The organism is Candidatus Zixiibacteriota bacterium (assembly GCA_036397555.1).
Lineage (GTDB): Bacteria > Zixibacteria > MSB-5A5 > WJJR01 > WJJR01 > DATKYL01.
On record DASWIS010000028.1, the window covers coordinates 59,631 to 74,031 of the forward strand.

Consider the following 14,401-nt stretch of genomic DNA (forward strand, 5'->3'; position numbering starts at 1 on the left):
AACGAAATCGTACCCAATGTCATTTCGAACCGACCCCGTACGAAGTACGGGGAGCGTGAGGATTCTCAAACTGAGGCGTACCCCTGACCTTCGTCACTGACCATGTCTGAAAGCACCACCGATCACCCCCTGCTGGAGCGCCTGTCGCACGGTCCGCTTTTGGCCGATGGCGGCATGGGCACCATGCTCTACGAACGCGGCGTCTCGTTCGAGCACTGCTTCGACGAGCTGAATCTCTCCCGACGCGACCTTGTTCGCTCGTTGCACGAGGACTACATCGCTTCCGGTGCCCGACTCATCACGACAAACACATTCGGCGGCAATCGGGTCCGGCTGGCGCGTCACGGCTTCGAGGACAAAGTTCGCGATGTCAACTTCGCCGGCGCAAAGCTGGCCCGCGAAGCCCGTGAAATCGTCGGCAGCGACGCGCTGGTCATGGGTTCGATCGGTCCCCTGGGGCAACGGCTCGCTCCGTTGGGCTCGGTGACCATCCGTGAGGCGCAGGAAATCTTCTCGCAACAGGCCGCCGCGCTGCTGGAGGGGGGGGTCGATCTCTTCATCTTCGAGACGATGTCGGACCTCGATGAAATCACAGCCGCGGTCCATGCTGTCCGCGAACTGACGCGCGATGTTCCGATCATCGCCTCGATGACGTTCACCGATGCCGGCACCACGCTCACCGGAAAATCGCCCCGCGAAGTCGTGGAGCACTTGCAGGGACTGGCGGTGGATGTCATCGGCGCCAACTGTTCCGTCGGGCCGCAGGGAATGCTCGAGGTGCTGCACAGCATGTCGGCTGTGGCGGGGCGTCCATTGGCAGCGATGCCCAATGCCGGGATGCCGCAGTTGGTCGACGGCCGGTTTGTATACACTGCCGGTCCGGAGTATTTCGCGTCATTTGTCGGACCGTTCCTGGCCAGTGGCGCGCGCATCATCGGCGGCTGCTGCGGTACCACGCCCCAGCACATCGCGGCGATGGCGCAGGCGCTGCGCCATTGGGAGACACGCTCGCGCGACACCGCGCCGCATGTGTCCATTGCGATTTCCGAGCGGGATGAGCCGCCGGAGCCGCAGCGTGATCATCGTCGCTCGGGTTTCTGCCGCAACCTTAGACGGCGCTTTCAGATTTCCGTCGAGCTGGATCCGCCGAAGGGAACCAATCCCCGCAAGGTGATCGAGGGCGCGCGATTGTGTCTGAGCCGGGGCGCCGACGCGGTCAACATCGGCGATTCACCGATGGCGCGCGTTCGCATGAGCGCCATCGCCACCGCCGCGCTCATCGAACGCGAAGTCGGCATCGAGACGATCCTGCATTTCTGCTGCCGCGACCGCAATTTGATGGGGATTCAGTCCGATCTGATCGGCGCGCATGCGCTCGGCGTGCGCAATGTGCTGGCGATCACGGGCGATCCGCCGTCGGTCGGCGACTACCCGCATATCACCGGCGTCTACGATGTCGACTCGATCGGACTGGTGCGCATCCTGCAGGCGATGAACGAAGGCGCCGATTTTGCCGGCGCCTCGATCGGCCATGCCACCGATTTCTGCATTGGCGTGGCGCTCAATCCGGTCGCCGATAATCTGGAGTCCGAAATCAAACGGTTTCGTCGCAAAGTCGAAGCAGGCGCGCATTACGCGTTCACGCAGCCGTTGTATCGTATCGAACCGTTGCAGCGATGCCTCGATGCCATAGGCGATGTCCGCATTCCGATCTTTCTGGGACTGCTGCCCCTGATGTCGTTTCGTCACGCCAACTTCATGCATCATGAAGTTCCGGGGGTCGTGGTCCCTGAAGAAGACCTTCGCAGTATCGAAAAAGCAGGGGACAGGGGAGCCGAACTGGGGATCGAGATCTGCCGGTCTCTGCTGGAAACAGCGCGGTCATTGGTTGACGGCGTGTACCTCATGCCGTCATTCGGCCGCTACGAAACCTGTCTGCGCGTGATCGAGGGTTTCGTCGAGCCGAATGCCGTTCCCGATGAGATTATCGAGGATCGGATACGGGCGTAGGGCCGCTCAAAGTGCCATCAATTGCGTGCGATTGTCCTTGGGTTTGCTGCGCGGCGCCCTTTTGAATGTCCGGTTGGTGGCGACGGGATAATCGATGCCTTTGCCCGCCAGCAGGTCCTGGATCGTGAGAACTTGCAGCACCGGATGTTTGGTGCCCCACGGCGAACTGTAGATTCCTGCCCCGGCGGCCTCTGAGCGCATCGGCCGCGTGGGCTCTTCCAATGTGATTAACACACCAATCGCCGCCTTTTCACGTTCAATCACTCCGCGTATATCGCGCACGTCTTTCACCGAAACACCGCCGCTCTTTACGGACAGCACAATCTGCTTGGTGCTGCCCTTGGCTCCTTCGTCATGGAAGTAGAGACGACCATCGATTCCCTGATCCGCGCCCTTCTTCTGTTCAGCGGGCCGAGCCCCGACAAGACCCAACGCCCACCACTGGAATTGGAATCTATCAGAAGCTGCTAAAGTTTGGGCATCCGGAAGGGAAGTCGGTTCGCCGATGATTTTGTACTTGGCCTCATCTCCGAATGCGTCCTTGAGCCGATGACGAATGAGGGTGATTGCCAGATGCGTGACATCGATTCCGATCCAGCGGCGATTGAGCCGTTGCGCGGCGGCGATCGTCGTGCCGCAGCCGCAGAACGGATCGAGCACCAGATCGCCCTCGTTGCTGCTGGCCGAGAGGATGCGCTCCAACAGCGCTTCGGGCTTTTGGGTGGGGTAGCCAAGGCGTTCCTTGGCGACCGGGTTGATCATGTTAATGTCCACCCAAATGTCATCGATTTGCCTGAATCCGGGGCTCTCATCCAGGTACTGTTTATAAGAGAACTTTGCACCTTCCTCGATGGGTTCGATGAGGCGATTTTCGGCACGAAGACGCTCAAGCGTCGGCTCACTGTAAGTTTTCAGGAGCGTCTTTCGATAGAGCCCCCTGTCATCCTTCCACTTGAATCGTTCCAAATACTCCTGTGAGTAGGGCACAGTGGGTGCATTCCATATCCAGTCCGCATCTTTCGAGTAGAAGTAGATGACATCGTGGCTTCTGGGCAGTTGTCGCGCCCTCGCTTTGCTGCTGCCGGAAAATGGTGTCCTCCTCCAGACTATCTCGTTCCGGAACGCAGTGGGTCCAAACACCGCATCCAACAACAGCTTCAAATAATGGCTCGCCGTCGGGTCGCAGTGCAAATAGATGCTGCCCGACGGTCTCAACACACGACGAAGTTCAACCAAGCGCGGCGCCATCATCGACAAGTACGCCAGCATATCGGAATTGCCGAGGAGCGCGCGAAACCCCTGCATGGCCAGCGACACGCGACACCCGGACTCGACCGTTTCCTGATAAGTCCGGGCGGCCGCCTCGTCCCAGCGCCATGTATCCTCAAATGCTTTGATCTGCGATGCGGAGCGCGTGCCGTCCTGCTCGCGGAACAGCACATTGTAGTCCTGCGCGCTGTTGAATGGGGGGTCAAGATAGATCAGATCGACCGACTCATCAGCGATGTAACGGCGCAGGACATCCAAATTATCGCCGTAATAGAGCGTGTTTTCGGTACCGGGTTCCATAGGCAAGACTCAAAGAACCACCGCAGCGGTTCGGTTGCAAGGCGCTTCCGTTAGAGACGTGATGGAACTTTCCTTGAAGACTTCGGCATGATCCCCTCGCCCGGAATCGCCGCCCTCTCCAATTCCAACAGCGCCCGCTTGAGATTCACGCCGCCGCCGAATCCGCCCAGCGTGCCATCGGAGCGCAGCACCCGATGGCAGGGGACAACGATGGGAAACGGATTCTTTCCCATCGCCTGACCGACCGCGCGGGCCGCGCCCGGTGAACCGGCGCGTCGGGCAATCTCGCCATACGACAGAGTCTGTCCATGGGGTATACGCGCGCAGATCTGCAGCGCCTTGCGGTCGAACCCGTTGAGTCGCGACCAGTCGATCTTCAGATCGAATGATTGTCGCAGACCGTCAAAGTACTCGCGCAGCGCCCGGCGCGTTGCCGATGTACCGCGTTCATCGAGGACCGCGCTGACCCCATCGGCGGCGAGATGTTCAAGAAAGTGTGTCTTGCTCGAATCAAATTCGATGCGCCACAATCCGCGGTCGCTCTCGGCGTACCAGACTTCGCCGACATCCCGTGTTGTGATGTGCCCGTAACGGACGTGCTCGCTGGTCTTCGCCATATCGCTTCCCTCCTGATCGAATCAGCCGATGACAGATTATAGGCGGAAATGTCGCCGATCTATCACTTTGTTGGATTGTGCTTGCGGCCCGGCGGCATGATGGTACTTTGACAGTCGTGATTCCGGCACCGCTTCGCTCCGAATCATCATGACCGAACTGATCAAACGGGAGACTCTCTTCGGGGTGGCGCTGTTGGCTCTGATCCTCGCCGTCTTCTATCTGTTTTACCGCGTGATGGTTCCGTTCTTCGCGCCCATCGCCTGGGGTGCCGTGCTGGTCATCACCTTTCGTCCGCTGCACCTGTGGATCTCCCGACGGATTCATCGCAAAGCCGTGGCGGCGTCAATGACGACGGCCATCCTCACGTTGCTCATCGTCGGCCCGGTGGCGTACCTGGCAACCGCTCTGGTCGGGGAGGCGGGCGCGCTGTATTCGTTCATTCAGGAACGGCTCGGCGAGGATGGCGCCTCATGGCAGGACATCGTCGGCCATCCGATCATTGGACGCGTCACGGCGTGGCTGGAGAGGACATTCGGCATATCACAAGCCGATTTGCAGTCGTCATTGGTCAAGACTCTCAGTTCGATCAGCCGCTATATCGTGCAGAGCACAACATCGTTTGTGGCCAACATCGGCAACGCCGGTTTCAAGTTTATCCTCATGCTGTTGACCGCCTACTATCTCTTCAAGGACGGCGACACGCTGGTCGGATGGATTTCGGAATCGATTCCGCTGCCGGATGAACGCGCTGCGGCCATGCTGCATCACATCGCCGAGGTCGTGCGCGCGACGATGTACGGCGGCCTGGCCGTCGGGCTCCTGCAAGGGTTTCTCGGCGGCCTGCTCTTTTGGATTCTCGGTCTGCACTCGCCGGTGTTCTGGGGCGCGGTCATGGGATTTCTGTCGTTGATTCCGCTGTTGGGGGCGTTCCTCATCTATATCCCCGCCGCAATCGGTTTGATTCTGGGCGGTGCGGTTATCAAGGGAGTCATCCTGTTGATCCTGGGAACCGTCGTGGTCTCGCAGATCGACAATATCCTGCGCCCGATTCTCATTTCCGGACGCACACGCCTGCACCCGTTGCTGCTGTTTTTCTCGATCGCGGGCGGATTGGCGGTGTTCGGCATTCTCGGTCTGGTTGTCGGCCCGGTGATCGCCGCGGTGTTCGTGGCGATGTTCGAGCTGTACCGTTTCGCCCTGCGTCCCGGCGCCGATCCCGGAATGCCCGCCAAAGCGCCGCAACAGGAGCCGACCCCGGCCTGATGGTCGTCTGATGATCGCGTTGCTGCGCAAATACAATCTCCTGCTGATCGCTGCGGGGCTCGTGCTCGGGCTGTTGGTCGCGGGACTGTCGCCCCGGTTGACATCGATCCTGGGAGTCTTCGGCTACATCTTCCTCAACGCGCTCAAATTCCTGGTCATCCCGCTCATTTTCCTGTCGGTGACCGTGGGCATTGCGGGCATGGGCGACCTGCGCAACATGGGCAAGATCGCCCGCGTGACCATCGCCTATTACCTCCTCACCTCGGTGATCGCGGTCGTTCTCGGATTGGTCCTCGTTGTAAGCATGCGTCCCGGCGATGGTGTGCCGCCCCCGACCGAGCACTACACGCGCGAGGCCAAAAGCGCGCTGGACTTCGTCGACTCGATGGTCCCCTCGAACTTCTTTGCCGCGTTAGTCGAGACCGAGGCGATTCCGATCATCCTGGTCGCGATTCTCTTCGGCGTGTTTTTGGTGCGGTATCGCGACGAGTTCCCGCAGGTGCGGGCATTTGTTTTTCGCCTCAATGATGCCGTGCTCTATCTCGTCCGCGCGCTGATGCTCTTCGCCCCGCTGGGGATCATGGGACTGGTGGCGGGCATTCTCGGCGCGAAGGGGGGATGGACCGAAATCGGCCACGCGCTCGCCGGCATCGGACGCTACTCCCTCGTGGTGATCGTGGGGCTGACCATTCATTCCTTCATCATCCTGCCCCTGATCCTCCTGGTCCTGGGAAGGCGTTCGGTTATCCGGTACGCTTATGGGGTTCTCTCAGCGATCCTGACCGCTTTTGCGACTGCGTCATCCTCGGCGACCCTGCCGGAGACCATCCGTTGCAGCGAAGACAATAATAAAGTCACCCCCTCGACCGTCGGCTTTGTCCTGCCGCTGGGCGCAACGATCAACATGGATGGGACCGCACTCTACGAGGCCGTGGCGGTGATCTTCATTTCACAGGCCTATGGTATCGCCATGGGGCCATTTGAGTTGATCGTTGTTGCTATAACCGCCACTTTAGCGTCCATCGGCGCCGCCGGCATCCCCGAGGCGGGGCTGGTCACCATGGTCCTCGTCCTGAATGCCGTCGGCCTTCCGGTTGAGGGGATCGCGCTGATTCTCGTCATCGACTGGCTGCTGGACCGCTACCGCACGGCCGTGAATGTCTGGGGTGACTGTGTCGGCGCGGCCGTCGTCGATCGCCGTCTGGAAGCCGCTTCTCCGACCGTCTCATAAGCCCCATATCCGTCCTTTTCGGCAATCCCGGGCCCGTGGAGAGATTCGGCCGTTGGCCGATAATCACCATGGGGGGCGACCGCTTACGATCCGCACAGTGGCCTCCCGCTCACAGCCACCGTCGCCTCTGGCGACGACATCATCACTGCTCTGTCAGAGAACCATCGCCGGAGACGATTACCGATGGAGATTCGCATCGAACGGCACGACAACATCGACGTTGTCCAGCTTTCCGGACGACTCGACATGGTGAGTTCCAGCGCGCTGAAGGATCGCATGCACCAGGCGCTGCAGGACGGCCGTCTGGCATTCGTGCTGGATTGCCGCGCTCTGGATTTCATCAACAGTTCGGGTTTGGGCCGCTTGCTGTCGGTGTTCAAGGACGTGCGTCTGGCGGGGGGGCAACTGGTCCTGTGCTCCCTGACGCCGTTCGTCGATGAAGTCATGCGTCTAACCTGCCTGGATCGCATCTTCGATCTCCACCACGACCGCGAGACGGCGATGGCCATCCTGTCGGCGGCGGCACCGATGCCGGCCGTCAAATCGGAGCGCGGATGATGCCACAGGGGTTTCGCAAAAAGAAGATTCTCATCGTCGATGATGAACTGCTCATCCGCGATCTGCTCTATGACTACTTCATCGGGTGTGACTATGACATCGCCGTGGCCGAGTGCGGCCAGCGCGCGCTGGATTTGATGAACAAGTCGAGCTTCGACTCGGCGATTCTCGATATTCGCATGCCCGACATCGACGGCCTGGAACTGGCCGACCGGATGCGCGCTGCCGATGCCGATCTGCCGATCATCTTCATGACCGGCTTTCCTTCCGTGGAGACGGCGGTCGCGGCGATTCGCAAGCATGCCGACGACTACTTCATCAAACCGTTTAACGTCAAACACCTGCACAAGTCGGTCGAAAACGCCATGGCCCGGGTCACCAGTCAGGCATCGGCCGGCCGCGCGGGAGGAGACGTATCATGAACCGCCCCGATGGTGTACGCATTCTCGTCATCGATGACGAGTTGTTCGTGCGCGATTTGCTGCACGATTTCTTCACGAAGCTCGATTATTCGGTGACCGCCGCGCCCGACGGCGATGCCGGCCTGCACGCCTGCCGCAATGAGTCGTTCGATGTCGCGCTGGTCGATCTGAAGATGCCCGGCAGAGGCGGGATCGAGGTGCTCTCGGAGATCGTGCGGTTGGATTCGTCGCTGCCGGTGGTGATGATGACCGGGTACCCGACCATCGATTCCTCGATCGAAGCGATCCGTCGCGGCGCGTACGATTACATCATCAAGCCGTTCAAGCTGCAAGACCTCAAGGAACTGACCGAACGCGCCATCAAGGAACGGTCGTTCGCCCGTCAGATTGACGAGTTGAAAACGCGTCTGACGGCTGTCGAAAGTGAACTGCGCCGATACCGCTTGCAGCAAGGCATCGATACGGCAACGTCCCCCGGCGCGCGCCCAGCGGTCAAAACAGCATCCGCCGTTGGTGTACCGAAGTAAGTCATCCCGCCATTCTGATCGGTCGTACCCTTTGGTATTGCGCCCCCAGAGGCCCGGGGTATATTCCTCCCGCGTGAGGGGGGAATGCCCGACACGACTTACCATAAGAGCACCGCAACATCATCGTCGCGCATAGCGCCGGACCACGCCGGGGCGGGCGAACGCACGGATGAGGGCGCGCGCTTGCGTCGCCTGGCGCAGTTGGGCGAGATGACCGCAACCGCCGTTCACGAAATCCGCAGTCCGTTGGCCGGAATCGTCGGCCTGGCGGAGTTGCTGGCGCGCCAGTGCCATTCCGACTCCGGCGCCCAGCGAATGGCCGAGCGGCTGCATGCGGCCGCCGGCGAACTCATGATGACGATCGACCGGATGCTGGAGTTTGTCCGCGACACGCGCCTGGCTCGTCGTCCGATCGATTGGTCGAAGTTTGTCACCGTCGCGCTCGATCAGTACCAGGACAATCTGCAGAGTCGCGGCAGCAGACTGGTCCTGAAGCGCAGCGTCCCCGAGCGTCTCGGCTGGGGACTCGGCGATGTGCTGTGTCTGCGTCAGGCCGTCTGGAACGTCCTGGACAATGCCGACCGCGCACTCAACGGCGACGGCCATGTTGTCGTCACGGCGGAATCGCGCGCATCGCGCCTGTGCCTGTCGATTGCCGATTCCGGCCCCGGAATCGATTCGGACAACGCGGAACGCTTGTTCCTGCCGTTTGTCAGCGAAAGCGGCAGCGGGACCGGACTGGGCCTGCCGATGGCGCGCAAGATCGTCGAGGCGCACGACGGAACGATCACGCTCGCGAATGACCCGTCAACCGGCGGCGCAGTCGCCCGAATCGAACTGCCCATCACGCCGGCAGCAGCCAACGACGCGGGGAGAGGGTAGCGTCGTGGCGTATTCGATCCTCGTGGTCGATGACGATCCGCTCGTCAATGACGTGCTGGTGTCGACGCTTAACGCGCTGCCTTACGAGGTCGATTCGTCGGAGTCGGCCGAATCGGCGCTGACGCGGATGCAGCGCCGCGATTACGATCTGATCATCTCCGATGTCCGCATGAAGGGCATGGACGGCCTGCAACTGCTCGACAAGGTCCGCCTGATGTCACCGGAGACGGTCGTTATTATGATGACCGCATACGGGCAGGTCCCGGATGCCGTCCGCGCCATGAAGGCGGGCGCCTTCGAATTTCTGCTCAAGCCGGTGGGCGCCGACGTGACCGAGGCCATCGTCGAACGGGCGCTGGAGTTCCGTCGCCTCAAACTGGAAAACAAAATGCTGCGCGCGGCGGTGACACAGCGTTACGCGGCCGAGCAGTTGGTCGGCCAGTCGGCGGTCATGCGACGCGTCTTCGATACGATCGACAAGGCCGCCACCGCCGCCTCCAACGTTTTGATCTCGGGTGAAACCGGAACGGGCAAAGAGCTCGTCGCGCGCGCCATCCATTTCCGCGGCAACCGGCGCGAAGGACCATTCGAAGCGATCAACTGCGCGGCGCTGCCGGAGACGTTGTTCGAAAGCGAGCTGTTCGGGCACGAGAAGGGCGCCTTCACCGGCGCGATGCGCACGCGCCGGGGCGCATTCGAGGTCGCCGACGGCGGCACACTGCTCTTAGACGAGATCTCGGAGATGACGCGGGCCCTGCAGGCCAAGTTGCTGCGCGTGTTGCAGGAAATGGAAGTCCAGCGCCTGGGATCTGAAAAACGCATTCCGGTCGACGTGCGGGTGATCGCCACCACCAATCGCGATTTGCCGGCGGAAATCGAATCCGGAGAGTTTCGGCGCGACCTGTACTATCGACTCAATGTGCTGCCGGTGCACCTGCCGCCGCTGCGTGACCGTCGCGACGACATCCCGGAGCTGGTCGACCATTTCATTCGGCAGTTCAACGCGGCATCGGGGCGCACCATCCGGCGCGCATCGGAGACGGTGATGAAACTCTTCGATCAATATCCGTGGCCGGGAAATATCCGCGAGCTGGAAAATTTCATGGAACGGGCCGTGCTCGTCGCCGCGCGCGACGTGCTGACGCCGGAGGACTTCCCCGGCGAATTATTGGCCGGCGGGCCGCGTCCCAAAGACGAAGGCATTCGCGTCGGCACCACCATGCGCGACGCCAGAAAGAATCTCGTGCTGGCGACGCTGGACGCCTGCGGCGGCAATCAAACGCAGGCGGCCGATATGCTCGGGATTTCATCGCGGACCATACGCAACCTGCTGTACGAATACGGCATCAAGACCCCCGGCGGCGAAGAGACCGGCGCCGACGCTCTCAACCCGGCCGCCATCGATCACAACAACGCATGAACCGCTTGCGAACTGTCGGCCATCGCTTGACAGCACCGGTGACGCTGTTGATGCTTCTCTGTGTCGCGGTGCCGCGCGACGGTGCGTCACAGCCGACCGATCCGTCCGCTCCGATCGCAGACTTCTATGTCCAGTTCAACAGGACCCCGATCTGGGCCGGGACGAATTTCGGTTACACGGTCTATGAGACCTGCCGCGTGGAAGCGCGCATCACGAACATGAGCGGCGAGTTGATCCTGATCTTCCCCATCGGCGTGCAGACGCCGGGACGCTATATGCTCCCGTGGGACGGCACCTATCACGGCATCAGCCCGCTGGCCGGACGATATGAATTCGAACTGTTCTTCGACGACGAATACGCCGTCAACTTTTGGTTTCTCAGTCATCCGCGTCCGCAAAGCGCATCCTGAAGTCGCGATCCGGACATGCCATCTACGACGAGGTTCTCCCTGTGCGCAAGCATTTGGCTCTGACGGTGCTCCTGGTCGCGGCAACGGCCGCTGTTGCATGGGCGGCGGCCGACGGTGAGGGCACGGGCAACGTCGACATCGTCGAAGTGCTGATCAGTCTGGTGGCCATCCTGATCGGCGCCAAGATCGGCGGCGATCTCGCCATTCGTCTGAAGCAGCCCGCCGTACTGGGTGAGTTGGTCGCCGGTGTGCTGATCGGCAATCTGACGCTGGTGGGCATCGGCTGGTTTGAACCGATCGGGGAGAATCATACTGTCTCTGTACTCGCGGAACTCGGTGTGATTCTGCTGTTGTTCGGTGTCGGCCTGGAGTCGGATTTGGACAAGATGCTCCATGTCGGGCTGTCGTCGTTTCTGGTGGCGATGTTGGGCGTAGTGGCGCCCTTCATGCTCGGCTGGGGCGTGGGAATCTGGTTTTACCCGGAGCATTCGTTTTACATGCACATGTTTCTCGGCGCGACGCTAACCGCGACATCGGTGGGCATCACCGCCCGGGTCCTCAAAGACATCAACCGCCTGCATTCGCGCGAAGCGCGCATCGTCCTGGGTGCGGCCGTCATCGACGACGTATTGGGGCTGATCATTCTGGCGATCGTGTCCGGAATGATTCAGGCGGCCGATGCGGGCGCGGAGATGTCGTCGACGGCGATCTTCTGGCTGGTCGCCAAGGCAATCCTCTTTTTGGGATTATCGATCATCGTCGGCCGGTATACCTACCCGTCGCTGTTTCGGGTCGCCAACTATCTGCGCGTGCACGGGATGCTGCTGATCATGTCGATCGTGATGTGTTTTCTCTTCGCGGCCGCGGCGGCGTGGGCCGGTCTTGCGCCGATCGTCGGCGCCTTCGCCGCCGGTCTGGTCCTCGATCCGGTCAAGTACCAGGACATCCGCCATCTCGACATGGCCAAACACAACCTTGAAGAGGCGTTGGAACCGGTGATGACGTTCTTAGTTCCGGTGTTCTTCGTACTCATGGGCATCCATGTCGATCTGTTGACCTTCGCTGATACCTCGGTGCTGGGATTCGCCGCGGTCCTGACCGCGGCAGCCGTCATCGGTAAACAGGTGTCCGCCTTCGGCGTGGTTAAATCGCCGGAGCCGACCAATCGCTGGATCGTCGGTCTCGGGATGATACCGCGCGGCGAGGTGGGTTTGATCTTCGCCGGAATCGGTCTCTCGCTGCACGTGGGTGGGGAACGCATCGTCACCGCGGACATCTACTCCGCGGTCGTGATCATGGTCATCCTGACGACGTTGGTGACCCCGCCGGTGCTCACCTGGGCCTTCGCCCGGCAGCAGCACAGACCTGTTGCTTCAGAGTAGCAGACTGTGTGAGGTGAAAGATATGAGGCACCGACGCATCGTTCACATACTGACGGCGATTGTCACCGTCGGGCTCGTGCTGCAGGCCCGAGCGGCGCAGTCCCAGTCGAAATCGCTGCAACAGTTGGGCGGCATCAACGACGCGCTCGGCTCCATCGCCGCATCGGTGTCACCGGCGGTCGTGCAGATTGTCGCCAGCGGGTACGTGCCCGGATCGCCCGGAGGCGGCGCCACGGGGGAACTGCTCTCCTTGCAGCGCAGCGGCGGCTCGGGAGTCATTCTCGATCCGAACGGCTATGTCGTCACCAATGCCCATGTCGTGCGCGGGTCCCGGCAGGTGCAGGTGATGTTGCCGATCGCGCCGGACCCGTCGCACCAGTGGCATTCGATCCTGCGGCCGCTGGGGAAAGTGTACGGCGCGCAGTTGGTCGGGCTGGATGAGGAAACCGATCTGGCGGTGCTGAAGGTCGAGGGAAAAGGACTGCCGTATCTGACGTTCGGCGATTCCGACGAGCTGCGCCCCGGACAAATCGTGCTCGCCTTCGGCAGCCCCCTGGGATTGGACAACAGCGTGACACTCGGTGTGGTCAGCGCCGTGGCGCGGCAAATGTCCCCGGAAGACCCGATGATTTATATCCAGACTGACGCTCCGATCAATCCCGGCAATTCGGGCGGGCCGCTCATCGATGGCAATGGACGCGTCGTCGGGATCAACACGAGCATTCTGTCACGCTCCGGCGGGAGCGAAGGGCTCGGATTCGCCGCGCCCAGCAACATCGTCCGCGCCGTATACGAACAGATCAAGGCGACCGGACGCGTCCGTCGCGGCGCGATCGGCGCCGCCACCCAGACAGTGACGCCGTTGCTGGCGGAGGCGCTCGGTCTGCCGCAGCAGTGGGGCGTGATCGTCAGCGATGTCGATCCGGACAGCCCGGCCGAACGCGACGGTCTGCGCGCCGGTGATCTGATCCATTCACTCGACGGCAAGATCATGGAGAACGCGCGGCAGTTTACGGTGAATCTGTATCAGCGCGCGGTCGGCGACATGATCCAGCTTGAGCTCATCCGTGATGGGCAACCGCTGCGGCTGGCGACCAGCGTGATTGAACGGCCCGGCGATCCCGGTCGCTTCGCGGTGTATGTCACCCCCGAACGAAACCTGATCGCACAACTGGGAATCCTCGCGCTCGATTTGGATCGTCCGATCGCGTCGATGCTGCCGCCGTTGCGAAACGAGTGGGGCATCGTCGTCGCCGCCCAATCGCGGGAAACGGCGTTGTGGGAGAGCGGCTTTCTGCCGGGCGATGTGATCTACACTCTCAACGGCGCCGAGGTCGAGGACCTGGCCGCCCTGCGACGCGCGCTGCAGCCGATTCCGGCAGGGACCCCCGTCGCTGTCGGCGTGGAACGCGACTCCCGGCTGATCTATGTCGCACTGCGCAGCGAATAGACTCAGCCCGACACGCCGCACAAACCCGTGCGGGTCAGCCCTTGGGCTGACCGACGTCGAAAAGCCGCACGGCCGACTGTGATTACATAAGAAGATCCCGTGCGGGTCAGCCCTTGGGCTGACCGACGTCGAAAAAGCTGCACGACCGACCCTGATAACATAAGAAGATTGTTCTTGCCCTCTGTTCGGGGGCCACTCACCTTGCGCCCAGTTCGAGAAGCGGGGGGGCATGAAGAGCAAGTTCGACTGGCGGGCGGCGTATTTTCACTTGGTCAGTCTGGTCGGGATCATCGTGATCCTGATCGCGGCGATCCAGGGAGGCCACGGACTGATGCGCATATTGTTCCCCAAGCTGGCAATCAACGAGTACGAGTGGCAGAAAGTCTCCACGCTGGAGCAGTACAAGCGTTCGAATCCCCGACCGGCCGCACCGGCTGTGGGCGAAGATCAGACCGCCCAACAGCCCGACAAGTCCGATGCACAGTGGCGACAGGAATGGGAGGAGTATCGCCAGACAGCCGTTGAGGGCCAGAAACGCCGTGGACTCTGGAATCTGCTGGAATCGTTGATGACGCTGATTGTCGCGATTCCGATTTTCTGGTGGCATCGGCGTGCCGCACGCAGACTCAAGCCCGCCGATCAAGCCGAGACGTAATCGG

The 14,401-nt window shown here is 61.5% G+C and carries 14 protein-coding genes; 12 read left to right on the forward strand and 2 right to left on the reverse strand.

The window, feature by feature from the left end; translation table 11 throughout:
* Nucleotides 1–102 precede the first annotated feature (102 nt).
* The gene (locus VGB22_08860) at nucleotides 103–2,010 is read left to right on the forward strand and encodes a bifunctional homocysteine S-methyltransferase/methylenetetrahydrofolate reductase (GenBank protein ID HEX9751376.1); all 1,908 of its coding nucleotides are present in this window, start codon (nucleotides 103–105) and stop codon (nucleotides 2,008–2,010) included.
* 6 nt (nucleotides 2,011–2,016) lie between these two features.
* Here the strand turns inward: VGB22_08860 and VGB22_08865 are convergent, their stop codons facing one another.
* Nucleotides 2,017–3,579 (reverse strand): DNA methyltransferase, encoded by a 1,563-nt coding sequence (locus VGB22_08865; protein ID HEX9751377.1) that lies wholly within the window; start codon nucleotides 3,577–3,579, stop codon nucleotides 2,017–2,019.
* A 50-nt stretch (nucleotides 3,580–3,629) separates the two neighbouring features.
* On the reverse strand, nucleotides 3,630–4,196 hold the full coding sequence (locus VGB22_08870; GenBank protein HEX9751378.1) for a methylated-DNA--[protein]-cysteine S-methyltransferase: 567 nt from the start codon (nucleotides 4,194–4,196) through the stop codon (nucleotides 3,630–3,632).
* A gap of 148 nt (nucleotides 4,197–4,344) precedes the next feature.
* Here VGB22_08870 and VGB22_08875 point away from each other — a divergent pair, with 148 nt between their 5' ends.
* From VGB22_08875 to VGB22_08925, 11 genes are all read left to right on the forward strand, one after another.
* On the forward strand, nucleotides 4,345–5,460 hold the full coding sequence (locus VGB22_08875) for an AI-2E family transporter (protein ID HEX9751379.1): 1,116 nt from the start codon (nucleotides 4,345–4,347) through the stop codon (nucleotides 5,458–5,460).
* Nucleotides 5,461–5,470: 10 nt separating this feature from the next.
* The gene (locus VGB22_08880) at nucleotides 5,471–6,691 is read left to right on the forward strand and encodes a dicarboxylate/amino acid:cation symporter (GenBank protein ID HEX9751380.1); all 1,221 of its coding nucleotides are present in this window, start codon (nucleotides 5,471–5,473) and stop codon (nucleotides 6,689–6,691) included.
* Between the two features lie 183 nt (nucleotides 6,692–6,874).
* Entirely contained in the window at nucleotides 6,875–7,249 is a 375-nt protein-coding gene (locus VGB22_08885; GenBank protein ID HEX9751381.1) for an STAS domain-containing protein, read from the forward strand.
* Nucleotides 7,246–7,671: a response regulator gene (locus tag VGB22_08890; protein HEX9751382.1), complete on the forward strand. Its 426-nt coding sequence runs from the start codon at nucleotides 7,246–7,248 to the stop codon at nucleotides 7,669–7,671. Before VGB22_08885 ends, VGB22_08890 begins: the two co-directional genes overlap by 4 nt.
* Nucleotides 7,668–8,198 (forward strand): response regulator, encoded by a 531-nt coding sequence (locus VGB22_08895; protein HEX9751383.1) that lies wholly within the window; start codon nucleotides 7,668–7,670, stop codon nucleotides 8,196–8,198. The genes VGB22_08890 and VGB22_08895 overlap by 4 nt, the downstream gene beginning before the upstream one ends.
* Nucleotides 8,199–8,282: 84 nt before the next feature.
* Nucleotides 8,283–9,080 carry a HAMP domain-containing sensor histidine kinase gene (locus VGB22_08900; protein HEX9751384.1) on the forward strand — a complete coding sequence of 266 codons (798 nt, stop codon included), beginning with the start codon at nucleotides 8,283–8,285 and terminating at the stop codon, nucleotides 9,078–9,080.
* The gene (locus VGB22_08905) at nucleotides 8,998–10,500 is read left to right on the forward strand and encodes a sigma-54 dependent transcriptional regulator (protein HEX9751385.1); all 1,503 of its coding nucleotides are present in this window, start codon (nucleotides 8,998–9,000) and stop codon (nucleotides 10,498–10,500) included. The genes VGB22_08900 and VGB22_08905 overlap by 83 nt, the downstream gene beginning before the upstream one ends.
* Nucleotides 10,497–10,910 (forward strand): hypothetical protein, encoded by a 414-nt coding sequence (locus VGB22_08910; GenBank protein HEX9751386.1) that lies wholly within the window; start codon nucleotides 10,497–10,499, stop codon nucleotides 10,908–10,910. The genes VGB22_08905 and VGB22_08910 overlap by 4 nt, the downstream gene beginning before the upstream one ends.
* Nucleotides 10,911–10,951: 41 nt before the next feature.
* The gene (locus tag VGB22_08915; protein HEX9751387.1) at nucleotides 10,952–12,292 is read left to right on the forward strand and encodes a cation:proton antiporter; all 1,341 of its coding nucleotides are present in this window, start codon (nucleotides 10,952–10,954) and stop codon (nucleotides 12,290–12,292) included.
* Between the two features lie 22 nt (nucleotides 12,293–12,314).
* The gene (locus VGB22_08920) at nucleotides 12,315–13,742 is read left to right on the forward strand and encodes a trypsin-like peptidase domain-containing protein (GenBank protein HEX9751388.1); all 1,428 of its coding nucleotides are present in this window, start codon (nucleotides 12,315–12,317) and stop codon (nucleotides 13,740–13,742) included.
* A gap of 229 nt (nucleotides 13,743–13,971) precedes the next feature.
* Nucleotides 13,972–14,397, forward strand: a complete 426-nt coding sequence (locus tag VGB22_08925) for a hypothetical protein (GenBank protein ID HEX9751389.1) — start codon at nucleotides 13,972–13,974, stop codon at nucleotides 14,395–14,397.
* Nucleotides 14,398–14,401: the final 4 nt, after the last annotated feature.